Annotated in this window: 29 protein-coding genes and 1 tRNA gene; 28 read left to right on the plus strand and 2 right to left on the minus strand. The window is 62.5% G+C overall.

Features of this window, described 5'->3' with window-relative positions; all coding sequences use genetic code 11:
* Positions 1-57: 57 nt before the first annotated feature.
* The 3 genes from CI601_RS01645 (at position 58) to dapC (ending at position 3181) form a co-directional block, all read left to right on the plus strand.
* Complete coding sequence (locus CI601_RS01645) at positions 58-1581, plus strand: amino acid permease (RefSeq protein WP_024626799.1); 1524 nt, start codon at positions 58-60, stop codon at positions 1579-1581.
* A 57-nt stretch (positions 1582-1638) separates the two neighbouring features.
* Positions 1639-1956: a ferredoxin gene (fdxA, locus tag CI601_RS01650; RefSeq protein ID WP_015022367.1), complete on the plus strand. Its 318-nt coding sequence runs from the start codon at positions 1639-1641 to the stop codon at positions 1954-1956.
* Positions 1957-2026: 70 nt separating this feature from the next.
* Positions 2027-3181 (plus strand): succinyldiaminopimelate transaminase, encoded by a 1155-nt coding sequence (gene dapC, locus CI601_RS01655; protein WP_121914073.1) that lies wholly within the window; start codon positions 2027-2029, stop codon positions 3179-3181.
* Here the strand turns inward: dapC and dinB are convergent.
* On the minus strand, positions 3178-4449 hold the full coding sequence (gene dinB, locus CI601_RS01660) for a DNA polymerase IV (RefSeq protein WP_121914074.1): 1272 nt from the start codon (positions 4447-4449) through the stop codon (positions 3178-3180). The genes dapC and dinB overlap by 4 nt on opposite strands.
* A 226-nt stretch (positions 4450-4675) precedes the next feature.
* Here dinB and CI601_RS01665 point away from each other — a divergent pair.
* A tRNA-Ser gene (locus CI601_RS01665) sits at positions 4676-4762 on the plus strand.
* Positions 4763-4971: 209 nt separating this feature from the next.
* Here the strand turns inward: CI601_RS01665 and CI601_RS01670 are convergent.
* Positions 4972-5634 carry a YigZ family protein gene (locus CI601_RS01670; RefSeq protein ID WP_121914075.1) on the minus strand — a complete coding sequence of 221 codons (663 nt, stop codon included), beginning with the start codon at positions 5632-5634 and terminating at the stop codon, positions 4972-4974.
* 107 nt (positions 5635-5741) lie between these two features.
* Between CI601_RS01670 and CI601_RS01675 the strand changes: the two genes are divergently transcribed.
* The 24 genes from CI601_RS01675 to rpmD all read left to right on the plus strand — a co-directional run bounded on the left by CI601_RS01675 (position 5742) and on the right by rpmD (position 20127).
* Positions 5742-6374, plus strand: a complete 633-nt coding sequence (locus CI601_RS01675; protein ID WP_024626795.1) for an AbrB family transcriptional regulator — start codon at positions 5742-5744, stop codon at positions 6372-6374.
* 204 nt (positions 6375-6578) lie between these two features.
* A complete protein-coding gene (gene rplM / locus CI601_RS01680; protein ID WP_024626794.1) occupies positions 6579-7028 on the plus strand; it encodes a 50S ribosomal protein L13 in 450 nt (149 codons plus the stop codon).
* Positions 7029-7048: 20 nt separating this feature from the next.
* A complete protein-coding gene (gene rpsI, locus CI601_RS01685) occupies positions 7049-7540 on the plus strand; it encodes a 30S ribosomal protein S9 (protein ID WP_015022361.1) in 492 nt (163 codons plus the stop codon).
* A gap of 337 nt (positions 7541-7877) precedes the next feature.
* Positions 7878-10643 (plus strand): bifunctional acetaldehyde-CoA/alcohol dehydrogenase, encoded by a 2766-nt coding sequence (gene adhE, locus CI601_RS01690; RefSeq protein ID WP_121914076.1) that lies wholly within the window; start codon positions 7878-7880, stop codon positions 10641-10643.
* 285 nt (positions 10644-10928) lie between these two features.
* Positions 10929-11237, plus strand: coding sequence for a 30S ribosomal protein S10 (rpsJ, locus tag CI601_RS01695; RefSeq protein ID WP_006295278.1), 309 nt, complete (start codon positions 10929-10931; stop codon positions 11235-11237).
* 16 nt (positions 11238-11253) lie between these two features.
* Positions 11254-11907 carry a 50S ribosomal protein L3 gene (gene rplC / locus CI601_RS01700; protein WP_015022359.1) on the plus strand — a complete coding sequence of 218 codons (654 nt, stop codon included), beginning with the start codon at positions 11254-11256 and terminating at the stop codon, positions 11905-11907.
* Between the two features lie 4 nt (positions 11908-11911).
* Positions 11912-12586: a 50S ribosomal protein L4 gene (rplD, locus tag CI601_RS01705; protein WP_015022358.1), complete on the plus strand. Its 675-nt coding sequence runs from the start codon at positions 11912-11914 to the stop codon at positions 12584-12586.
* A gap of 5 nt (positions 12587-12591) precedes the next feature.
* The gene (gene rplW, locus CI601_RS01710; protein ID WP_015022357.1) at positions 12592-12894 is read left to right on the plus strand and encodes a 50S ribosomal protein L23; all 303 of its coding nucleotides are present in this window, start codon (positions 12592-12594) and stop codon (positions 12892-12894) included.
* Positions 12895-12929: 35 nt separating this feature from the next.
* The gene (gene rplB, locus CI601_RS01715) at positions 12930-13760 is read left to right on the plus strand and encodes a 50S ribosomal protein L2 (protein WP_015022356.1); all 831 of its coding nucleotides are present in this window, start codon (positions 12930-12932) and stop codon (positions 13758-13760) included.
* Positions 13761-13775: 15 nt separating this feature from the next.
* Positions 13776-14054, plus strand: a complete 279-nt coding sequence (rpsS, locus tag CI601_RS01720; RefSeq protein ID WP_015022355.1) for a 30S ribosomal protein S19 — start codon at positions 13776-13778, stop codon at positions 14052-14054.
* Between the two features lie 21 nt (positions 14055-14075).
* On the plus strand, positions 14076-14435 hold the full coding sequence (gene rplV / locus CI601_RS01725; RefSeq protein WP_024626790.1) for a 50S ribosomal protein L22: 360 nt from the start codon (positions 14076-14078) through the stop codon (positions 14433-14435).
* Complete coding sequence (gene rpsC / locus CI601_RS01730; RefSeq protein ID WP_024626789.1) at positions 14435-15280, plus strand: 30S ribosomal protein S3; 846 nt, start codon at positions 14435-14437, stop codon at positions 15278-15280. Before rplV ends, rpsC begins: the two co-directional genes overlap by 1 nt.
* Before the next feature lie 3 nt (positions 15281-15283).
* A complete protein-coding gene (gene rplP, locus CI601_RS01735; RefSeq protein ID WP_015022352.1) occupies positions 15284-15703 on the plus strand; it encodes a 50S ribosomal protein L16 in 420 nt (139 codons plus the stop codon).
* A complete protein-coding gene (gene rpmC, locus CI601_RS01740) occupies positions 15703-15966 on the plus strand; it encodes a 50S ribosomal protein L29 (RefSeq protein WP_015022351.1) in 264 nt (87 codons plus the stop codon). The genes rplP and rpmC overlap by 1 nt, the downstream gene beginning before the upstream one ends.
* A gap of 2 nt (positions 15967-15968) precedes the next feature.
* Positions 15969-16235, plus strand: a complete 267-nt coding sequence (gene rpsQ / locus CI601_RS01745) for a 30S ribosomal protein S17 (RefSeq protein WP_015022350.1) — start codon at positions 15969-15971, stop codon at positions 16233-16235.
* A gap of 79 nt (positions 16236-16314) precedes the next feature.
* Positions 16315-16683, plus strand: coding sequence for a 50S ribosomal protein L14 (rplN, locus tag CI601_RS01750; protein WP_015022349.1), 369 nt, complete (start codon positions 16315-16317; stop codon positions 16681-16683).
* A 1-nt stretch (position 16684) separates the two neighbouring features.
* A complete protein-coding gene (gene rplX, locus CI601_RS01755; protein ID WP_015022348.1) occupies positions 16685-17020 on the plus strand; it encodes a 50S ribosomal protein L24 in 336 nt (111 codons plus the stop codon).
* Positions 17017-17589 (plus strand): 50S ribosomal protein L5, encoded by a 573-nt coding sequence (gene rplE / locus CI601_RS01760; protein WP_024626788.1) that lies wholly within the window; start codon positions 17017-17019, stop codon positions 17587-17589. Before rplX ends, rplE begins: the two co-directional genes overlap by 4 nt.
* Before the next feature lies 1 nt (position 17590).
* Entirely contained in the window at positions 17591-17776 is a 186-nt protein-coding gene (locus CI601_RS01765) for a type Z 30S ribosomal protein S14 (RefSeq protein ID WP_015022346.1), read from the plus strand.
* Between the two features lie 80 nt (positions 17777-17856).
* Entirely contained in the window at positions 17857-18255 is a 399-nt protein-coding gene (gene rpsH / locus CI601_RS01770) for a 30S ribosomal protein S8 (protein ID WP_024626787.1), read from the plus strand.
* Positions 18256-18271: 16 nt separating this feature from the next.
* On the plus strand, positions 18272-18811 hold the full coding sequence (gene rplF / locus CI601_RS01775) for a 50S ribosomal protein L6 (protein ID WP_015022344.1): 540 nt from the start codon (positions 18272-18274) through the stop codon (positions 18809-18811).
* 1 nt (position 18812) lies between these two features.
* Positions 18813-19184, plus strand: a complete 372-nt coding sequence (gene rplR / locus CI601_RS01780) for a 50S ribosomal protein L18 (protein ID WP_015022343.1) — start codon at positions 18813-18815, stop codon at positions 19182-19184.
* On the plus strand, positions 19181-19942 hold the full coding sequence (gene rpsE / locus CI601_RS01785) for a 30S ribosomal protein S5 (RefSeq protein ID WP_024626785.1): 762 nt from the start codon (positions 19181-19183) through the stop codon (positions 19940-19942). Before rplR ends, rpsE begins: the two co-directional genes overlap by 4 nt.
* Entirely contained in the window at positions 19942-20127 is a 186-nt protein-coding gene (gene rpmD, locus CI601_RS01790) for a 50S ribosomal protein L30 (RefSeq protein ID WP_024626784.1), read from the plus strand. Before rpsE ends, rpmD begins: the two co-directional genes overlap by 1 nt.
* The last annotated feature ends 1 nt before the right edge of the window (position 20128 follow it).

A 20128-nucleotide genomic window follows, 5' to 3' on the forward strand; every position in this document is an offset into this window, starting at 1 on the left:
TACGACACCATATCCTATGATTACTGGCCGGAGCGGGACACGTGAGTCGGGAGCAAGATGGAGTTATTCAGGAAGAAATCGGTTGAACAGACCCTGGCAGAGACCGGGGAGGAGGGCAGGTCGCTCAAGCGGACGCTGACCACCTGGGATCTGGCCATCATGGCCGTCGCAGTGGCCGTGGGCGCCGGCATCTTCTCGGTGGGCGCCCAGGCAGCGGCCTTCCATGCGGGTCCGGCCGTCATTATCTCCTTCGTCATCGCAGGCATCGTCTGTGCTGCGGCCGTCATGTGTTACGCGGAGTTCGCCTCCATGATCCCGGTTTCAGGCTCGGCCTACACCTTCACCTACAACACCATGGGCGAACTGGTGGCCTGGATCATCGGATGGGACCTGATTCTGGAGATGCTCATGGCCGCATCGGTGATCTCCAAGTACTGGGGTGTCTACCTGAACGACTTCATCCACCTGATGGGCGGTACCTCCTTCAGCTCCAGCTTCCATCTGGGTGGCCTGGATGTGGACCTGGCTCCGCTGGCGGTCGTCACCCTCTTCACGGTCCTTCTAGTCCTGGGCACCAAGCTTTCAGCCCGGTTCGACGGTGCCCTGACCGTCCTCAAGATCGGTATTGTGGTCTTCGTCATCGTGGTGGGCTTCTTCTACGTCAAATTGGACAACTACCGGCCCTTCATCCCGCCCTCTGAGCCTGCTTCTGCCGTTCCGGGTGCCAGCGTGCCAGGGATCATGGGCCAACCCCTTTGGCAGTGGGTTTCTGGCATGCAGCCCACCATCTACGGTATCCCCGGCATCCTCTCAGGCGCGGCCCTGGTCTTCTTTGCTTTCGTGGGTTTCGATATCGTCGCCACCACCTCCGAGGAGGCCAAGGAGCCCCACAAGACCATTCCCCGCGGAATCGGCCTGGGCATGCTGATCGTCATCACCCTGTACATCCTGGTCGCCATCGTCACCACCGGCATGGTCTCCTACAAGGATCTTGCCAAGGCCAAGAACCCCTCACTGGCCACCGGCTTCGAGATGGTGGGGGCTCCCTGGGCTGCCAAGATCATCTCCTTCGGCATCGTGGTGGGGCTGACCACCGTGGTCATGGTGCTCCTGCTGGGGCTGACCCGCATTGTCTTCGCCATGAGCCGCGACGGGCTTCTTCCGCGTGCCTTGTCCCGCACCGGCCGCCATGGCACCCCGGCCCGCATTCAGATCCTGGGTGGCATCGTGGTTGCCGTGGTGGCATCCTGCTTCCCCATAGACGTCTTGTCCGACATGGTCAACATCGGCACGCTCTCGGCTTTCCTTCTGGTGGCCATCTCCCTGCCCATCATGCGCAAGCGCCGGCCTGATCTGCCCCGGTCCTTCAAGATGCCCGGCAACCCCTGGGTGCCCATTCTGATCGCCCTGGCCTGCCTCTGGCTCATGCTCAACCTGACCGTGCTGACCTGGATTCGATTCGTGGTCTGGCTGGCTGCAGGCCTGGCCATTTACTTCGGCTATTCCTACCGGCACTCCCTGCTCGGTCGTCATCAGCTCAGCGGGAAGATATCCAAGGCCACCCAGGCCGGTCTGGACTGACCTGGAGCGTCGGCGCTGCAGTGTAGAGTGAATACTCGCATACTCAGGAGGTAACCCATGACCTACGTCATCGCTCAGCCCTGCGTGGACGTCAAGGACAAGGCCTGCGTGGACGAATGCCCGGTGGACTGCATCTACGAGGGCGTCCGTTCGCTCTACATCAATCCCAACGAGTGCGTGGACTGCGGCGCCTGCGAGCCGGTCTGCCCGGTAGAGGCCATCTTCTACGAGGATGATCTGCCCGAGGAGTGGACCTGGTACAAGGATGCGGCGACTGATTTCTTCGCCCAGGTGGGGGATGCCGGCGGCGCTGCTGCGGTCGGCCCCTACGATCATGATCCGGAGGGTGTGGCAGCCCTGCCCCCAAACAAGTAGTCGATTCAGGCTGACGAGCCGCGGATGGGAGCCATCCCTCCGCGGCTTATTTATACGAGAAAGGCTGACCATGGGTTTCCACTCCTTCGAATCCCCATACGACTGGTCGAGGATTGACCCCTACAGGAGGCGTGCTGAGCAATGCCCCGGCGGTCTGGTCGATCTGTCGGTAGGTTCGCCGGTGGACCCTGTACCCAGGTCGGTCAGGGATGCCTTGGCTGCCGCTTCGGATGATGGTCAGGCACGAGGTTATCCCAAAACTGCCGGTGATGGATCTCTGAGGCAGGCTGCGGCCGATTGGTTCCGTCGTCGCCGGGGGGTAGATCTGAATGCTCTTGGCGCGGATCTGGTGCCCACGGTCGGGTCCAAGGAGGCGGTGGCGCTCATGGCCTCCCTTCTGCATCTGGGACCGGGGGACCGGGTGGTGCAGCCGACGGTATCCTATCCCACCTATGCCATCGGAACCCAGCTGGCTGGGGCACAAGTGACGACCGTGGACGATCCGACTGACACGGCTTCATGGGTGAATCAGCCCGGCGTGCGAGCAATATGGGTCAATTCGCCAGGCAACCCCAGTGGGCGGATCATCGACCGAGCCGGGCTGGCGAAGATTGTACGGGCGGCCCGTTCGATAGGGGCCACGGTTCTGAGCGATGAGTGCTACGCCCTGTTGGATTGGTCAGGACCCGCTCAAGTCGGGCAGGATGTGCAGATCACCGCCTCGCCCTGCATCCTGGAGCCCCAAGTCTGTGGCGGCGATGCCAGCGGGATACTCTGTCTGTACTCGATGAGCAAGCAGTCCAACATGGCCGGATACAGGGCAGCTTTGGTGGCGGGAGATGCTCATCTGGTGGAGGCCATGACCGCCTACCGTAAGCAGGTGGGGCTGATTGTGCCAGGTCCGGTGCAACGGGCGATGCGGGCTGCCCTGGAGGATGGCGATGCTGTGAAGGCCCAGCGCGACATCTATGCCCGCCGCCTGCATGCCTTGGCTGAAGGTCTCAGATCTTACGGATATGATGCCGTCATGCCGCAAGGCGGCCTATATATCTGGGCACAAGCCCGCTCGGGCGACTGTTGGGCCGATATGGCAGACCTATCCCGTATGGGTATTCTGGCCAGTCCCGGGGAGTTCTACGGGGATGGCCACTATCTGCGATTTTCGTCAACCATCACTGACGAGCAGCTGGAGCTGGCCTTGGGGCGTCTGCGGAGCGCCGCTTAGAGGCCCATGCTAACTGAGCCCTTGCCGTAGCGGCTCCTGATGGAGTCCATGGTGGCCTCTGCCTGATCCAGGCGCTGGGCCTCGCTGCCGGTGCGGCGTTTGCTCTCGTGGATGATGTCATCCAAGGATGGCTGGATGGGAGTGTCCTCCACCCGGCTCAGACCGGATGCGCTGACACCGGCCAGACGGATCAGCCTGGGCAGGGGTGTGTCCATAGGCACGCCATCGGGAAGCCCCAGCATGGCCTTGAGCAGACCGACTGCCTGCGGATAGATGCGGTTGGCTGAGTTGACCGGGGTCTCCAGGGTGTGGGCCTTGGTCATATAGCGCAGGTCATCGAAGCGTAGTTTGACGGTGATGGTTCGGGCGATCAGGTCGTGCGATCGCAGTCCGGTCGCCACTTCGTTGCTGCAGACGCGCAGGAGGTCGCAGACCTGCTTCATGCTGGTGGTGTCGTGCAGAAAGGTGCGTTCCGCACCCAGGGACTTCTCTGGCGCTCGCGGCTGGACAGGATCGTCGTCCAGACCGTGGGAGGCCTGTGCCAGCTTCCTGGCTGTAAGGTTCGAACCTGTGGCCCGAGTCAGATCCCGCTCGCTCATGGTAGCCAGGTCGGCCACGTCCTTGATGGCCCAGGCGTTGAGCCGCTTCTCCAGGGCCGGTCCGATGCCGGGGATGCCGCGCAGGGGCATCAGCTGGACGAACTCGGCCTGTCGGGCCTTGGGAATCAGCAGCATGCCGTCGGGCTTGGCGTTGGTGGAGGCCATCTTGGCTACCAGTTTGTTGGTGGCGATGCCCACCGAGCAGGTCACGTGGAATTGGCGGGCCACGCTGGCTCGAATCCACCGGGCTATGGCCGTGGGCATGCCCCAGCGCATGAGTGCCCCGGACACGTCCATGTAGCACTCGTCTACCGAGACTTGCTCGATCTGATCAGTAATTCGTGAGAAAACCGTATCAAATATCCTTCGTGAGATATTCCGGTAATAGGTCATATCGACCGGGAGGAAGACCCCTTGAGGACACAGTCGTTCGGCACGTGCCAGAGGCATGGCCGAGTTGATGCCGAAAGCCCGGGCTTCATAGCTGGCCGCAGAGACCACCGAACGCCGTCCGGTGCCGATGATGACCGGCCGGCCCTGCAATTGAGGGTGTCGGGCGACTTCGCAGGAGGCGTAGAAGGCATCCATGTCAATGTGCAGCACCGTGCAGCCGGTCTCGTCATGTCCCCAGTCTTTCTTGGCGGCTGCAAGCCTTGGTGCGGTACTCATGGCTCCATGATAGAAGGGGGTCCCAGAGGAACATGCAATAAATTATTCTCAGTCGTAAATTCTTGGAAAAGATTCACATTTATGGTTTTTATCCATGAAAATGGACGAATCCGCACTGTGCTGCATTGCACCCTGTCGCACCGGCGAGTCAGGTCGGTCTATCATGGTATTCTATTGTTTTGTTCTCGAGACTTTGGGACTGGAGTCCTGAATCGGGAGCCTGCATGGAGACGTGCCTGAGTGGCCGAAAGGGGCACCCTGCTAAGGTGTTGACTGCGCAAGCGGTCCAGGAGTTCGAATCTCCTCGTCTCCGCCTGATGACCGGTGATCGCTGATTTTGCACGATCGCCGGTCTTATTCATTACTGGCGTTCATTGCCGAGGGTGCTTATTCCCATTTCCTTTGTGGAGCTCGGGCTTGGAAGGTCGCGGTCTACATGGCGGAAGAGCGACGGCGTGCGGCGTGAGCCTGTCCGGCGGGTAAGGCTGCAACCGAGCAATGGTTGTATGACCCTCCCGACAGTCATGAGGCAGACGAAGCTTGGTTCCCAGACAGGGGGATCAGCCTGCGGCCTTCGCCCAATGCGCTCGGCTGAGCCCGGCCTTGCAGAAGGTCGTCCAGCCGACCATGGAAGGCTGGCACTGCGGCGGGCTCCAGGTCGTAGGTCAGCTGGACCTGATCAGTGAAATCCTCAGTCTCTACCTGCCCCCCGGAGGTGCGGATCAGACGGCGCAGGGGATCGTACTCCGAATAGTCCACGGTGATCGTGAATCGCTGGGTCGGGAGCACACGTGCCTGCTTTGCCGACTTGAGTGCCAAAGAGGCTGCTGAGGAGTAGGCCCGGATCAACCCCCCTGACCCGAGAAGGATCCCTCCGAAGTAACGGGTCACCGTCAGGACGCAGTCCGTCACCCCCTGCCGACGCATGACCTCAAGTATGGGCTTGCCGGCCGTCCCAGAGGGCTCCCCGTCATCGCTCATGCGTTCGCTGGTGCGGCCCTCCGGTCCCCAGATCGCGCAGTGGCAGACGTGCCGGGCCTTGGGGTGCTGCACACGGACCTCTTGGACGAAGGCCATGGCTGCCTCCTGATCCTCCACATGGCAGGCCTGGCCGATGAACTCGGACTTCCGCTCAGTCAGGGAGCCCGTAGCCGGTTTCTGCGGCGTATCCAGTATGGTGAGCAATCGGCTTGCCTCCTATGCTTATCGTCTCCTCGGTTCTTGCATTATCTCCATGCTAAAGGGGATCTCGGGCCGGGTCTGATATCAAGGAGGCGACCTAAGCTGACCGCATGACCAATCCCCAGGACCAACCGGAAACCGAATCCCCATCACCCGGCAAGCCCCATGAGGCCCTGACCGTTTTTTATGAAAGGCTCAGGCACTCCACAGATACGGCCGAGCTGCACGAATTCGCCCGCAGCCCTCTGCCCGACAGGTCCGACCAGGCCGCCTTCTCACGCTTCACGGCACTGCTGGAGGCGGTGGCTGGCAATGAGCACACGCCGGTGGAGGACAGGGTCTACCTGGCGCAGACCATGCCCTTCCCCAACATTCTGGTCAAGCTCTCCCAGGATTCCAGCGCAGATGTCCGCCGGGCGGTGGCTGCCAACAAGGATGACAAGAACTGGCTGGCCGGTCTGCTCACCAAGGACCAGGACGCCGGAGTCAGGGCTGCTGCGCTGACCAATCCCATGACCTCCTGGAAGATGCGCCTGGAGGGTGCCCAGGATGAGCGCACCGATGCCGATACCCTGGACTTTCTGGGGGCCCTGGGCACTCGCGACGAGCAGAATGCCCCCCATGTGCTGGCCGCCATGGTCCGCCGGGCGGTGGCCCTGAATCCCAACACCGGGCAGGCGACCCTTGAGGCTCTGCGCAAGGACCCTGATGGGCAGGTGGCACGGGCAGCCGCCTCGCGCTGAAACTTAGGGCCGACGCGAATTTTGACGAACGGCACTCAGGCGTTACAATAATGGATTGTTGTGTTTCCCTAAGGGGTCCTCAAAGCGCTTTTCCCACTCGCCGTCTAGGACTTTAAGGGAGCCCACGGAATACATGGCTTTCGGCCAGCATGGCAGCATGCGGTGCGGAGAGCCCGAAACACAATGCAAGGAAAAGGTTGAATCGTGAAGACTTTCACCCCGAAACCAGCCGATCTGACACATGACTGGTATATCGTCGACGCCTCCGGTGTGGTGCTGGGGCGTCTGGCAGCTCAGGTGGCCGATCTGCTGCGCGGCAAGAACAAGCCCACCTATGCGCCCTACGCCGACTCCGGCAACAACGTCATCGTCATCAATGCGTCCAAGATGGTGCTGACGGGCAACAAGAACGACAAGGTGCTCTACACTCACTCCGGCCGTCCTGGCGGCCTGCGTCGCGACTCCTATGGGCAGTTGATGGAGCACAACCCCGAGCGCATCATCACGACGGCGGTCAAGGGCATGCTGCCCAAGAACAAGCTGGCCAAGGTCCAGCTGACCAGGCTGCGGGTCTTCGCAGGCGAGGAACATCCTCACACCTCTCAGCAGCCCATTGAGTACAAGATCCATCAGGTCGCCCAGCAGGCCAAGTAGGACCAGAGGAGATAATCACCATGGCTGACAACAACAACAGCTCCGCGGTTCTTGAGGCCGAGGAGACCAGCGCTTCCTACACTTCCGAGACCAACGCCGGTGCAGGTACCGGCACCTCCGCCATCGAGCCGGGCTACGGCACCGGCCGCCGCAAGGAGGCAGTCGCCCGCGTTCGTCTGATTCCGGGCTCTGGCAAGTGGAGCATCAACGGACACACCCTGGAGGAGTACTTCCCCAGCAAGCTGCACCAGCGCGAGGTCAACTCGCCCATTGTGCTGCTCAAACTCGAGAACAAGTTCGATGTGGTTGTGCGCGTCGAGGGCGGCGGCGTGACCGGTCAGGCCGGCGCAGTCCGTCTGGGCGTCGCACGTGCTCTGAACGCCATCGATAGGGACGCCAACCGTCCTGCCCTGAAGAAGGCCGGGTTCCTGACCCGTGACGCCCGCGTGGTGGAGCGCAAGAAGGCCGGTCTGCACAAGGCCCGTCGCGCCCCGCAGTTCTCCAAGCGCTGACGTCTGCAGTTTCTTCCATCCCCGAGGTTCCCCCGGACCTTGGGGATTTTTCATGCCTGGATTCATGCCTGTTCATACCTGGACGGCCCAGTCTGAAGCGAACGGCAAAGCGCACGTTTGGGTGCGGAAAATGACCAGAAAAACCACGAATTCCCACACGACACGCTTCAAGCGAACGTTCGCTCATCCTGGGGCTCAAAGGTGCCCCCTCTGGTCTATATTGTGACTTTCGTCACGTTATGACGGATGCCTTTCGTGGACCGGCGCGGTCTGAGACCGCCTCAGACTTTCTGCTGGCCCTCATCGGTATTCGCGGAACATGAGGAGGGCCAATATCTTGGCTGGAACGCAGAAGCAGAAGCATGACCATCAACTGAAGGAGCCAGAAGCCGGCAGGGAAGGCGCCCGGGCCGACAGCACTGAGCTGGCCCGCAGGGAGGTGGATGCCCTGGTCGTCCGAGCGCAGTCGGCTTTGCACGCCTTTGAGGAGCTCGACCAGGAACAGGTGGATCGGATCGTGGCCAAGGCCTCGATCGCGGCCCTGAACCAGCACCTGCCCCTGGCACAGATGGCCGTCGAGGAGACCGGACGAGGCTTGGTGGAAGACAAGGCCACCAAGAACATCTTCGCCTGCGAGCATGTGACCAACTACCTGGCCAGGCAGCGCACTGTGGGCATCATCAGTGAGAACGATGTGGACGGCATCATCGAGGTGGCCGAGCCGGTGGGAGTCGTGGCTGGCGTGACCCCGGTGACCAACCCCACCTCGACAGCCATCTTCAAATCGCTGCTGGCCCTGAAGACCCGCTGTCCCATCGTCTTCGGATTCCACCCCTACGCCCAACGTTGCTCGGTGGAGGCGGCAAGGATCGTCCGCGACGCCGCCATCGAGGCAGGCGCACCGCAGGATTGCATCCAGTGGATCGAACACCCCTCGGTCGAGGCCACTGGCGCGCTCATGCAGCACCCCGGCGTGGCCACCATTCTGGCCACCGGCGGTACCGGTATGGTCAAGGCCGCCTACTCTTCAGGCAAGCCTGCCTTGGGCGTAGGTGCAGGCAATGCCCCGGCCTATGTGGATCGCAGGGTCAACGTCCCACGGGCCGTCAACGACCTGATCCTGTCCAAGCATTTCGACTACGGCATGATCTGCGCCACAGAGCAGGCCATCATCGCCCATCAGGATGTGCATGACCGGGTGGTCGAGGAGATGAAGCGGCGCAAGGCCTACTTCGTCAACCCTGAGGAGAAGGCCAAGCTGGAGGAGTACATGTTCGGCGTGCGGGCTCATGCTGGTGCTGATGCTCCCGCTCCCAGGCTCAACTCCGAGGTTCCGGGCAAGTCCCCCCAGTTCATCGCCCGCCAGGCCGGCTTCGAGATCCCCGAGGATGCGACCATCCTGGCAGCCCAATGCGACCAGGTCGGCCCCATGGAACCCCTGACCCTGGAGAAGCTGGCTCCGGTGCAGGCCGTGCTCAAGGCCAGCAATAAGGAGGAGGGCTTCACCCTCTGCGAGCAGATGCTGCGCTACGGCGCCGGGCACACGGCGGCCATCCACACCGATGACGAGAGGCTGGTGCGCGAGTACGGCCAGCGCATGCACGCCTGCCGGATTGTCTGGAACCAGCCCAGTTCCCTGGGTGGCATCGGCGACATCTACAACGCCATCGCCCCTTCCCTGACCCTGGGCTGCGGGTCCTACGGCGGCAACTCGGTCTCGGGCAACGTCCAGGCGGTCAATCTGATCAACATCAAGCGGATTGCTCGGAGGAACAACAACATGCAGTGGTTCAAGGTGCCGGCCAAGACCTACTTCGAGCCCAACTCCGTCCGCTACCTGCGTGACATGTTCGGCATTCGCCGGGCCGTCATCGTCTGCGACAGGGTCATGGAGCAGCTGGGAATCGTTGACAAGATCATCGATCAGCTGCGGGCCCGGCCCGAGCCGGTCACCTTCCGCATCATTGACTACGTAGAGCCGGAGCCCAGCGTCGAGACGGTGGAGCGCGGCGCGACTATGATGCGTGATGAGTTCGGCCCCGACACCATCATCGCCGTGGGCGGCGGCAGTCCCATGGACGCGGCCAAGATCATGTGGCTGCTCTATGAGCATCCGGAGATCTCCTTTGCCGATGTCCGCGAGAAGTTCTTCGACATCCGCAAGCGGGCCTTCAAGATTCCGCCGCTGGGCACCAAGGCCAAGCTGGTCTGCATTCCCACCTCCTCGGGCACAGGTTCGGAGGTCACCCCGTTCGCGGTCATCACCGACCATAAGACCGGATACAAGTACCCCATCACCGACTATGCCCTGACCCCCAGCGTGGCCATCGTGGATCCGGTTCTGGCCCGTACCCAGCCCAAGAGGCTGGCCTGCGACTCGGGCTTCGATGCCCTGACCCACTGCGTGGAGGCCTTCGTCTCGGTCTACGCCAACGACTACACCGACGCCATGGCCTTGCATGCGGCCAAGCTGATCTGGGACAACCTGGAGCCTGCCGTGGGCACCGCGGGCGGCGAGGTCAAGGTACGCGCCCAGGAGAAGATGCACAATGCGGCGACCATGGCGGGCATGGCCTTCGGCTCGGCCTTCCTGGGTATGTGCCACGGCATGGCGCATACCATCGGAGCCCTCTGCCATGTGGCCCATGGGCGCGCCAACTCCATCCTCCTGCCCTATGTGATCCGCTACAACGGACGCATCCCGGAGGAGCCGACCAGCTGGCCCAAGTACAGCGAGTATGTGGCCCCGGAGCGCTACAGGCAGCTGGCCCATGTGCTGGGTATCGAATCCGCTACTCCCGAGGAGGGGGTGGAGTTCCTGGCCCGTGCTGTGGAATCCTACAGGGACGAGCGCCTGGGCATGGATGCCTCCTTCCAGGCTGCCGGAGTGGATGAAGACCTCTACTGGCAGTCCTTGGATCAGATTGGCATGCGGGCCTATGAGGACCAGTGCACGCCGGCCAACCCCCGCATTCCGCTGATTGAGGACATGAAGGACATCGCCGTGGCCGCCTACTATGGGGTCAGCCAGGAGGAGGGCCACCGGATGAGGGTGGCCCGCCAGGGCGAAGATGTGGTCCAGGAGGCCTCCCAGCGGGCCTGACAGGGCCGGAATTGAGGCGAGGGTTCCCCTGGAAGCGGCGCGACACGCCCGGATTCTTCTAGGGGAACCCTCGTGCTTTAATAAGAAAGTTGCCTGTTTTGGGCTCGCATTTTGTCAATCACAATAGCGGGTGCAGCGAGGAGTCCCATCCCCACGGGATTCTCCACGGCTGCGCATGGATCCGGCTGAGGCCTGTCGGGAGGAATGTCTCCTGTGGCTGTCGTTCCGTGCCCTCGAAACAGACTGGGTAATCAGTTCATAGATCGCTAGAAAGGGCGGACGGCAATGGCGGGACAGAAAATCCGCATCAGGCTAAAGTCCTATGACCACGAGGTCATCGACCAATCGGCGAAGAAGATCGTCGAGACGGTGACGAACGCGGGCGCAACTGTGGTTGGCCCCGTTCCGCTGCCGACTGAGAAGAACGTGTATGTCGTCATCCGTTCTCCTCATAAGTACAAGGACTCCCGCGAGCACTTCGAGATGCGCACCCACAAGCGCTTGATCGACATCGTGGATCCCACGCCCAAGGCTGTGGATTCGCTGATGCACATCGATCTGCCGGCGGACGTCAACATTGAGATCAAGCTGTAGGGGAGGAGGAAACCGCATGGCTGAAGAGCAGAGGAACCGCAAGGCTCTCCTGGGCCGCAAGCTGGGCATGTCCCAGGTCTGGGACGAGAACGGCTTCTTCGTCCCGGTGACCCTGGTGGATGTGTCCACCAACGTGGTGACCGCGGTCAAGAATCAGGAAAAGGACGGCTACCAGGCCATCCAGATCGGCTACGGACAGATCGACCCCACCAAGGTGACCAAGCCGCTGGCTGGACACTTCGCCAAGGCCGGAGTGACCCCGCGTCGCCACCTGGTCGAGGTCCGCACCGCCGATGCCGACAGCTATCAGCCCGGCCAGGAGCTGGGCCTGGATCTGCTGCCCGAGGGCAGCGAGGTCGATGTGACCGGCACCACCAAGGGCAAGGGCTTTGCCGGCACCATCAAGCGTTGGGGCTTCAAGTCCTACCGCCGCACCCACGGCTCGCATAAGAACGAGCGCCGTCCCGGTTCAGTGGGTGCCTGCGCCACGCCCAGCCGCATCCTCAAGGGCAAGCGGATGGCCGGCCGTATGGGTCATGACACCTCGACCGTCCAGAACCTGACCATCGTCTCCGCAGATGCCGAGAAGGGCGTCATCGCCATCAAGGGTGCCCTGCCCGGGCCCCGCGGCGCCATCGTCCTGGTTCGTTCGGCAGTGAAGGGAGCCTGAAACCATGGCTAAGTTGACTCTGAACATCACCGACGCCCAGGGCAAGAACACCGGGACCGTGGATGCACCCGAGCAGATCTTCGGTATCGCCGAGGAGGATGTCCGCTCGCATGTGCCGCTGATCCACCAGGTGGTCGTGGCCCAGCTGGCTGCGGCCCGCCAGGGCACACACTCGGTCAAGACCCGGTCCACCGTCTCCGGCGGCGGCCGCAAGCCTTGGAAGCAGAAGGGCACCGGTCGTGCTCGTCAGGGCTCCATCCGTGCTCCCCAGTGGACTGGTGGCGCCATTGTCCACGGCCCGCAGCCGCGTGACTACTCCCAGCGCACCCCCAAGAAGATGAAGGCCGCAGCCCTGCGCTACGTCCTGTCCGACCGGGTCAACGCCGGACGCGTGCACGTGGTCGACTTCGGCATTGGCGAGACCCCGTCCACCAAGGCCGCCAAGGCAGCACTGCTGCCCCTGGTCGACAACCGATTCACCACCGTCGTGCTGTCCCGCGAGAACATCAACGAGTGGCTCTCCGTCAGGAACCTGCCCACCGTCCATGTCCTCTTCGCCGATCAGCTCAACACCTACGATGTGGTCACGGCCGAGGATGTCGTCTTCAGCAAGGATGGCTTCGATGCCTTCCTAGCTGTCAAGGGCGGCGCCAAGTCCGAGACCGTCAAGGAGGCCTGATTTTCATGGCAGCTATTCACAAGCCAGCGCACGACATCATTCTGCGCCCGGTCGTCTCCGAGAAGAGCTACGCCAACTCGGACCGCGGCCAGTACACATTCGTGGTGGACCCTGATGCCAACAAGGTCGCCATCAAGCAGGCCATCGAGCAGATCTTCAATGTGAAGGTCACATCGGTCAACACCCTCAATCGGCAGGGCAAGCGGACCCGGACCCGTACGGGCTGGGGTCGTCGCGCCGCTGAGAAGCGCGCCATCGTCAAGGTGGCCGAGGGCCAGTCGATCGATGTCTTCGGTACCAACAACTGAAGGCTAGCCGAGAAAAGTTAAGGAAGAACTAGATTATGGCTATCCGTACATACAAGCCGACGACCGCGGGCCGTCGCAACGCCTCGGTTTCGGACTTCGCCGAAATCACGCGCTCCAAGCCCGAGAAGTCGCTGGTTCGCAAGCTGAGCAAGACCGGCGGACGCAACTCCTATGGTCGCGTCACCAGCCGCCACCGCGGCGGCGGACACAAGCGTCAGTACCGTCTCATCGACTTCCGTCGCTGGGACAAGGACGGCGTGCCCGCCAAGGTGGCTGAGATCGAGTACGATCCCAACCGCTCGGCCCGTATTGCCCTTCTGCACTTTGCAGACGGCGAGAAGCGCTACATCATCGCTCCGCAGGGCATCAAGCAGGGCGACGTCATCGAGACCGGTCCCCAGGCCGACATCAAGCCCGGCAACAACCTGCCTCTGCGCAACATCCCCACCGGCACCATCGTCCACGCCATTGAGCTGCGGCCCTTGGGCGGTGCCAAGATCGCCCGCTCGGCCGGTGCTGCCGTCCAGCTGGTGGCCAAGGACGGGGCCTACGCCCAGTTGCGTATGCCCTCCGGCGAGATTCGCAACGTCGACTCCCGCTGCCGTGCAACGGTGGGCGAAGTCGGCAACAACGACCACGCCAACGTCCAGCTCGGCAAGGCAGGACGTGCCCGCTGGATGGGACGCAGGCCTATCACCCGTGGTGAATCCATGAACCCGGTCGACCACCCGCATGGCGGACGCACCCGTGGCGGCAAGCCGCCAGTGTCTCCCTGGGGCAAGGGCGAGGTTCGCACCCGCAGGCCCAAGAAGGCCTCCAACAAGATGATCGTGCGTCGTCGTCCAAATGGTAAGAACCGCAAGTAAGGGAGTGTCGGAAAGATGACTCGTAGCATCAAGAAGGGCCCATTCGTCGACGCCCACTTGCAGAAGAAAGTCGACGAGCAGAACGAGAAGGGCACCAAGAACGTCATCAAGACCTGGTCCCGTCGTTCCATGATCACCCCGGACTTCATCGGGCACACTTTCGCTGTGCACGATGGCCGCAAGCATGTCCCGGTCTTCGTCACCGAGGCCATGGTCGGCCACAAGCTCGGCGAGTTCGCCCCCACCCGGACCTTCAGGGGTCACGTGAAGGACGACAAGAAAGCACGCCGCTGAGGCGAGGGAGAGTAGAGACACATGGAAGCTAAGGCAATTGCACGTCACGTTCGCGTGACGCCTCGCAAGGCTCGCCGCGTCGTCGACCTCATCCGAGGCAAGCAGGCGACCGAGGCCGTGACCATTCTGAAGTTCGCCCCCCAGGACGCGGCCGTTCCGGTCCGCAAGTGCCTGGAGAGCGCCATCGCCAACGCTCGCGTCAAGGCGGACAAGGCCAACCAGCCCTTCCGCGAGAACGAGCTGATGGTTCGTGAGACCTACGTGGACGAGGGAACCACCCTGAAGCGGTTCCGTGCCCGCGCCCAGGGTCGTGCGGCCCGCATCAACAAGCGGACCAGCCACATCACCGTCGTGGTGGCCGACAAGGAAGGAGCCCGATAATGGGGCAGAAGATCAACCCGTTTGGGTACCGACTCGGCATCACCGAGGAGCACCGCAGCAAGTGGTACTCCGACTCCAACAAGGCGGGGGAGCGTTACAGCGACTTCGTGCTTGAGGACGACAAGATCCGCAAGGAGATGAACAAGGACCTGGAGCGCGCAGGCGTCTCCAAGATCGTCATCGAGCGGACCCGTGACCGTGTGCGCGTCGACATCCACACCGCCCGACCGGGCATCGTCATCGGCCGTCGCGGCGCCGAAGCCGAGCGTGTACGCGCCAAGCTGGAGAAGATCACCGGCAAGCAGGTCCAGCTGAACATCTTCGAGGTCAAGAACGCCTCCATCGATGCCCAGCTGGTGGCTCAGGGCATCGCTGAGCAGCTGACCAACCGCGTCACCTTCCGCCGGGCCATGCGCAAGGCTCAGCAGGATGCCATGCGGGCCGGCGCCAAGGGCATCAGGATCAAGCTGTCCGGCCGTCTGGGTGGAGCCGAAATGAGCCGCTCGGAGTTCTACCGCGAGGGTCGTGTGCCCCTGCAGACTCTGCGCGCCCTGATCGACTATGGCTTCTTCGAGGCCAGGACCACTTACGGTCGCATCGGCGTCAAGGTCTGGATCTACAAGGGCGATATGACCGAGCGTCAGTTCGAGGAGCAGCAGGCTCAGCAGAACAACCGCCCCGGTCGGCGCGGCGATCGTCGTCCCCGTCGTGGCGTCCGTCCCTCCGAGGGGCGTACCCGCCGCGAGCAGGATGCAGCCAAGCAGAACAGCGGTGTGGCCACGCCGCCGGCGGCGACTCAGGAGCAGACCGCCTCGGCACCCGTCGCAACCGAAGCAAAGGAGTGAGCCGTGCTTATCCCAAAGAGGACTAAATACCGCAAGCAGCATCGTCCGGGTCGTTCGGGCATGTCCAAGGGCGGCAACGAGATCGCTTTCGGCGATTACGGCATCCAGGCCCTGGCTCCGGCTTACCTGACCAACCGCCAGATTGAGGCGGCCCGTATCGCCATGACCCGGTACATCAAGCGTGGTGGCCGAGTCTGGATCACGGTCTTCCCGGATCGCCCCCTGACCAAGCACGCACTGGGATCCCGAATGGGTTCCGGCAAGGGTGCGCCCGAGTTCTGGGTGGCCAACGTCCGTCCCGGCCGGGTGCTCTTCGAGATCGGCGGCGTGAGCGAGGATGTGGCCCGCGAGGCCCTTCGCCGCGCTACTGACAAGCTCCCCATGAAGTGCCGGATTATTGCACGTGAAGGCGGTGACATCTGATGTCAGTCGGAACAGCCGAGTATTCCATCAAGAATCTGAATGAAAAGACCAATGCGGAGATCGAGGATTTCCTGAAGAAGTCCAAGGAAGAGCTGTTCAACCTGCGCTTCCAGTCGGCCACCGGACAGCTGGAGAACACCTCCCGCCTCAAGGCCGTCAAGCACGACATCGCCAGGATGTACACCGTTCTGCGTGAGCGCGAGCTGGGCATCAGCCAGGAGCCCGCCGAAGCAAAGGCCGAGAGCAAAGCTGAGGAGAAGTAAGCATGGCTGACAAGCAGGAGCGCAACTTCCGCAAGGTTCGCAGCGGCTACGTCGTGTCCGACAAGATGGACAAGACCATCACCGTAGAGCTGGAGCAGCGTTCGACCCACCCCCTCTACGGCAAGGTCGTCCGCAGCAACCGCAAGGTCAAGGCCCATGATGAGAAGAACGAGGCCCATGTGGGCGACTTCGTGAGTATCATGGAGACCCGTCCTCTGAGCAAGACCAAGCGCTGGCGTCTCGACTCCATCGTCGAGCGCGCCAAGTAACAAGTTCGGCCAGGCTCCGCATTTCATTCCGCCCCGGCGTGGGGTGTCTGCGGAGAACCAGCGCGGCTAAGGAGAATCAATGATTCAGCAGGAATCGCGGCTTCAGGTCGCCGACAACACGGGTGCCAAGGAGATCCTGGCCATCCGCGTGCTCGGCGGGTCGAAGCGACGCTATGCCGGCATTGGCGATGTGATTGTCGCCACCGTCAAGGATGCCATTCCCGGCGGGTCGGTCAAGAAGGGCGAGGTCGTCAAGGCGGTCGTCGTCCGTACGGTCAAGGAGCATCGTCGTCATGACGGCTCCTACATCAAGTTCGACGAGAACGCGGCGGTCATCCTCGGTACCGGCCGTGAACCCCGCGGTACTCGTATCTTCGGACCGGTCGGTCGTGAGCTGCGCGACAAGCGCTTCATGAAGATCGTGTCCCTGGCACCGGAGGTGATCTGAAGTGGTAGCCAAGATCAAGACAGGCGACCAGGTCAAGGTCATCCGCGGCAAGGATCGCGGCAAGGAGGGCAAGGTTCTGCGGATTCTGCCCAATGACCGTCTGATCGTCGAGGGTATTCAGATCGTCAAGAAGCATGTGCGGGCCACCCAGCAAGGGCAGGAGTCGGGCATAGTCCCGACCGAGGCGCCCATCCATCGCTCCAACGTGATGGTCATCGACCCGGAGACCAAGAAGCCGACTCGCATCGGCGTGAACATCAAGGAGGAGGCGCGTGACGGCAAGGTCAAGGTCGTGCGCACCCGCTTCGCCAAGAAGTCAGGCAAGGAGCTGTCATGAGCGATACCACCGTTGAAGCACCGGCAGTCCCTCGTTTGCTGCAGCAGTACCGCGAGAGCATCGTGCCCGAGCTGGAGAAGGAGTTCAAGTTCTCCAACCCCATGCAGGTGCCCAGGATCGAAAAGGTTGTGGTCTCCATGGGCGTGGGGGCCGCGGCACGCGACTCCAAGCTGATTGAGGGCGCGGTCAAGGACCTGACGGCCATCACAGGCCAGAAGCCCAAGATCACCAAGGCCAAGAAGTCCGTGGCGCAGTTCCACCTGCGTGAGGGACAGGCCATCGGTGCCTTCGCCACCCTGCGCGGCGTGCGCATGTGGGAGTTCCTGGATCGACTGCTGACCCTGGCACTGCCCCGTATCCGCGACTTCCGCGGCATCAGCGACCGTCAGTTCGACGGCCAGGGCAACTACAACTTCGGTCTCACGGAGCAGTCCATGTTCCACGAGATCGATCCTGATCAGATCGATCACCAGCGTGGTATGGATATCACCGTGGTGACCTCCACCAAGAACGATCAGGAGGCCCGGGCGCTGCTCAAGCAGCTGGGCTTCCCCTTCAAGGAGAACTGATATGGCAAAAACCGCTCTGAGAAACAAGGCGGCACGCAAGCCGAAGTTCAAGGTGCGTGGCTACACGCGCTGCCAGGTCTGCGGTCGTCCTCATTCCGTCTATCGCAAGTTCGGCCTGTGCCGCATCTGCCTTCGCGAGAAGGCACATCGCGGCGAGCTGCCGGGTGTGACGAAGTCCAGTTGGTAAAGATCGACGCTGAAGGTCCGCGGTCAGGGCAGATTGCTGCCCGGCGGCGGAAACCACGGCGAGGAAGGGCATAAGCCCACATGACAATGACAGATCCCATCGCAGACATGCTGACACGTCTGCGTAATGCGAGTGCGGCCAAGCATGAAACAGTTGACATGCCGTACTCCAAGTTCAAGGCGAACATCGCGCAGATTCTCAAGCGCGAAGGCTTCATCGCCGATTATCGCGCCAAGGAGGCGCGCGTCGGGCAGGATCTGGAGATCACGCTCAAGTACGGTCCCGATGGACGCCAGTCCATTCAGGGCATCAAGCGCGTCTCCAAGCCCGGTCTGCGCCGGTACGCCAAGTCGGATTCCCTGCCCATGCCCCTGGGCGGGCTGGGAATCGCCATCATCTCGACCAGCTCGGGACTGATGACCCAGAAGGAATGCCTCGACAGGGGCATCGGCGGCGAAATCGTCGCCTACGTATGGTGAGAAAGGAGAGCTGAACATGGCATCGCATATTGGTAAGCTCCCCATCGCCGTTCCGGCAGGTGTGGAGGTGGCCTTCAAGGGCCAGGAATTCACCGCCAAGGGCCCCAAGGGTTCCGACGGATACACGCTGCCTGAGGGCATCACCGGCAAGGTCGAGGGCAACGAGATCATCATGACCCCCGCCGACGAGGACCGCACCACCAAGGCCAAGCACGGACTGAGCCGCTCCATCGTGGCGTCCATGGTTGAAGGCGTCTCCAAGGGCTACAGCAAGCACCTGCAGATCGTCGGCACCGGCTACCGTGTGGTCGCCAAGGGCAAGTCCCTGGAGTTCTCGCTGGGCTACTCGCACACCATCACTGTCGACCCCCCGGAGGGCATCACCTTCGAGACGCCGAACGCCAACGAAGTGGTCGTCTCCGGCATCGACAAGCAGGCTGTCGGACAGGCCGCGGCCAACATCCGCGCCCTGCGTGCTCCCGAGCCTTACAAGGGCAAGGGCATCAAGTACGCCGATGAGCACATCCTGCGCAAGGCTGGAAAGGCTGGTAAGTGATATGACGGTCTCGATACTAGGCAAAGGCAAGAAGATCGCCCGTCTGCGCCGCCATGCCCGTCTGCGCAAGCACGTCTCTGGCACGGCAGAGCGTCCCCGTCTGGTGGTTACTCGGACCAACCGCAATATGATCGCCCAGATCGTCGACGACACCAGGGGTGTCACCCTGGTCAGCGAGTCGACCATGGCTTCGGACTACGGCTCCTTCAAGGGCACCAAGACCGAGGCCGCACGCAAGGTCGGCGAGCAGATCGCGGCCAAGGCCAAGAAAGCTGGCATCACCACCGTGGTCTTCGACCGTGGTGGCAACAAGTACCACGGAAGGGTCGCAGCGGTTGCGGAAGGCGCCCGTGAGGGAGGTTTGGCACTGTGAGCGACAACGAAACGACAAAGGAAACAACCCAGGTGACTGAAGATTCCACAAACGCTCAGTCCAGCCAGGGTGGCAGAAGGGATCGGAACGACCGGAACGATGATCGCCGAGGCGGTCGTCGGGGCGGTTCCCGTGACGGCCGTAGGGATGGCCGTCGTGGCCGTCGCGACCGCGACGAGCGTGACGACATGCTCGACAGGGTCGTGACCATCAACCGCGTCTCCAAGGTCCACAAGGGAGGTCGTACCTTCAGCTTCGCGGCCCTGGTGGTCGTGGGCGACGGCAAGGGCACCGTGGGCGTTGGCTACGGCAAGTCCCGCGAGGTTCCCGCAGCCATCTCCAAGGGTCAGCTGGATGCCAAGAAGCATATGTTCACTGTTCCCCGCATCCGCGGCACCGTCACCCACCCGGTGATCGGCCACGATGCGGCCGGTACTGTCCTCCTGCGACCTGCAGCCCCAGGAACCGGCGTTATCGCCGGCGGTCCGGTTCGCGCCGTCCTGGAGTGCGCCGGCATCACCGACATCCTGAGCAAGTCCATGGGATCGGCCACGGCCGTCAACATGGTGCGGGCCACTGTAGCTGCCCTGAAGCAGCTGGAGGAGCCCGAGGAGATCGCGGCACGCCGCGGTCTGCCCCTGGAGGAGGTCGCCCCCGATTCCCTCCTGCGCGCACGTGCCGCCGGCATTGCCGACGAGCGCAAGGAACGCGAAGAGGCCAAGGCCAAGGCTGACGAGCAGTCGAAGGCAGGTGAGTGATGACCAAGCAGATCAAGATCACTCTGGTCAAGGGCGTGGCTCATGCCACCGACCGCCAGAAGGAGAACGTCAGGTCTCTGGGCCTTCACAAGATCGGCCAGACCGTCCTGCGTGAGGACACCCCCGTCTACCGGGGGATGGCCAACAAGGTCCGCCACCTGGTGAACGTAGAGGAGGCAGACTGAT

The organism is Bifidobacterium sp. wkB344, from assembly GCF_003688305.1.
In the GTDB taxonomy this organism is placed as follows: Bacteria; Actinomycetota; Actinomycetes; order Actinomycetales; family Bifidobacteriaceae; genus Bombiscardovia; species Bombiscardovia mizhiensis.

What these genes read in the sequence shown, in the direction of transcription:
- dapC (WP_121914073.1), top strand. Translation starts at nt 2,027, where the DNA reads ATGGGTTTCCACTCCTTCGAATCCCCATACGACTGGTCGAGGATTGAC.
- rpmD (WP_024626784.1), top strand. Translation starts at nt 19,942, where the DNA reads ATGACCAAGCAGATCAAGATCACTCTGGTCAAGGGCGTGGCTCATGCC.
- CI601_RS01675 (WP_024626795.1), top strand. Translation starts at nt 5,742, where the DNA reads ATGACCAATCCCCAGGACCAACCGGAAACCGAATCCCCATCACCCGGC.
- rplC (WP_015022359.1), top strand. Translation starts at nt 11,254, where the DNA reads ATGGCTGAAGAGCAGAGGAACCGCAAGGCTCTCCTGGGCCGCAAGCTG.
- rplR (WP_015022343.1), top strand. Translation starts at nt 18,813, where the DNA reads ATGACGGTCTCGATACTAGGCAAAGGCAAGAAGATCGCCCGTCTGCGC.
- rplV (WP_024626790.1), top strand. Translation starts at nt 14,076, where the DNA reads ATGGAAGCTAAGGCAATTGCACGTCACGTTCGCGTGACGCCTCGCAAG.
- CI601_RS01645 (WP_024626799.1), top strand. Translation starts at nt 58, where the DNA reads ATGGAGTTATTCAGGAAGAAATCGGTTGAACAGACCCTGGCAGAGACC.
- rplB (WP_015022356.1), top strand. Translation starts at nt 12,930, where the DNA reads ATGGCTATCCGTACATACAAGCCGACGACCGCGGGCCGTCGCAACGCC.
- rpsJ (WP_006295278.1), top strand. Translation starts at nt 10,929, where the DNA reads ATGGCGGGACAGAAAATCCGCATCAGGCTAAAGTCCTATGACCACGAG.
- rplE (WP_024626788.1), top strand. Translation starts at nt 17,017, where the DNA reads ATGAGCGATACCACCGTTGAAGCACCGGCAGTCCCTCGTTTGCTGCAG.
- rplD (WP_015022358.1), top strand. Translation starts at nt 11,912, where the DNA reads ATGGCTAAGTTGACTCTGAACATCACCGACGCCCAGGGCAAGAACACC.
- rpsS (WP_015022355.1), top strand. Translation starts at nt 13,776, where the DNA reads ATGACTCGTAGCATCAAGAAGGGCCCATTCGTCGACGCCCACTTGCAG.
- rpsH (WP_024626787.1), top strand. Translation starts at nt 17,857, where the DNA reads ATGACAATGACAGATCCCATCGCAGACATGCTGACACGTCTGCGTAAT.
- dinB (WP_121914074.1), bottom strand. Translation starts at nt 4,449, where the DNA reads ATGAGTACCGCACCAAGGCTTGCAGCCGCCAAGAAAGACTGGGGACAT.
- fdxA (WP_015022367.1), top strand. Translation starts at nt 1,639, where the DNA reads ATGACCTACGTCATCGCTCAGCCCTGCGTGGACGTCAAGGACAAGGCC.
- rpmC (WP_015022351.1), top strand. Translation starts at nt 15,703, where the DNA reads ATGTCAGTCGGAACAGCCGAGTATTCCATCAAGAATCTGAATGAAAAG.
- CI601_RS01765 (WP_015022346.1), top strand. Translation starts at nt 17,591, where the DNA reads ATGGCAAAAACCGCTCTGAGAAACAAGGCGGCACGCAAGCCGAAGTTC.
- rpsQ (WP_015022350.1), top strand. Translation starts at nt 15,969, where the DNA reads ATGGCTGACAAGCAGGAGCGCAACTTCCGCAAGGTTCGCAGCGGCTAC.
- rplF (WP_015022344.1), top strand. Translation starts at nt 18,272, where the DNA reads ATGGCATCGCATATTGGTAAGCTCCCCATCGCCGTTCCGGCAGGTGTG.
- rpsC (WP_024626789.1), top strand. Translation starts at nt 14,435, where the DNA reads ATGGGGCAGAAGATCAACCCGTTTGGGTACCGACTCGGCATCACCGAG.
- rplW (WP_015022357.1), top strand. Translation starts at nt 12,592, where the DNA reads ATGGCAGCTATTCACAAGCCAGCGCACGACATCATTCTGCGCCCGGTC.
- rpsI (WP_015022361.1), top strand. Translation starts at nt 7,049, where the DNA reads ATGGCTGACAACAACAACAGCTCCGCGGTTCTTGAGGCCGAGGAGACC.
- rplN (WP_015022349.1), top strand. Translation starts at nt 16,315, where the DNA reads ATGATTCAGCAGGAATCGCGGCTTCAGGTCGCCGACAACACGGGTGCC.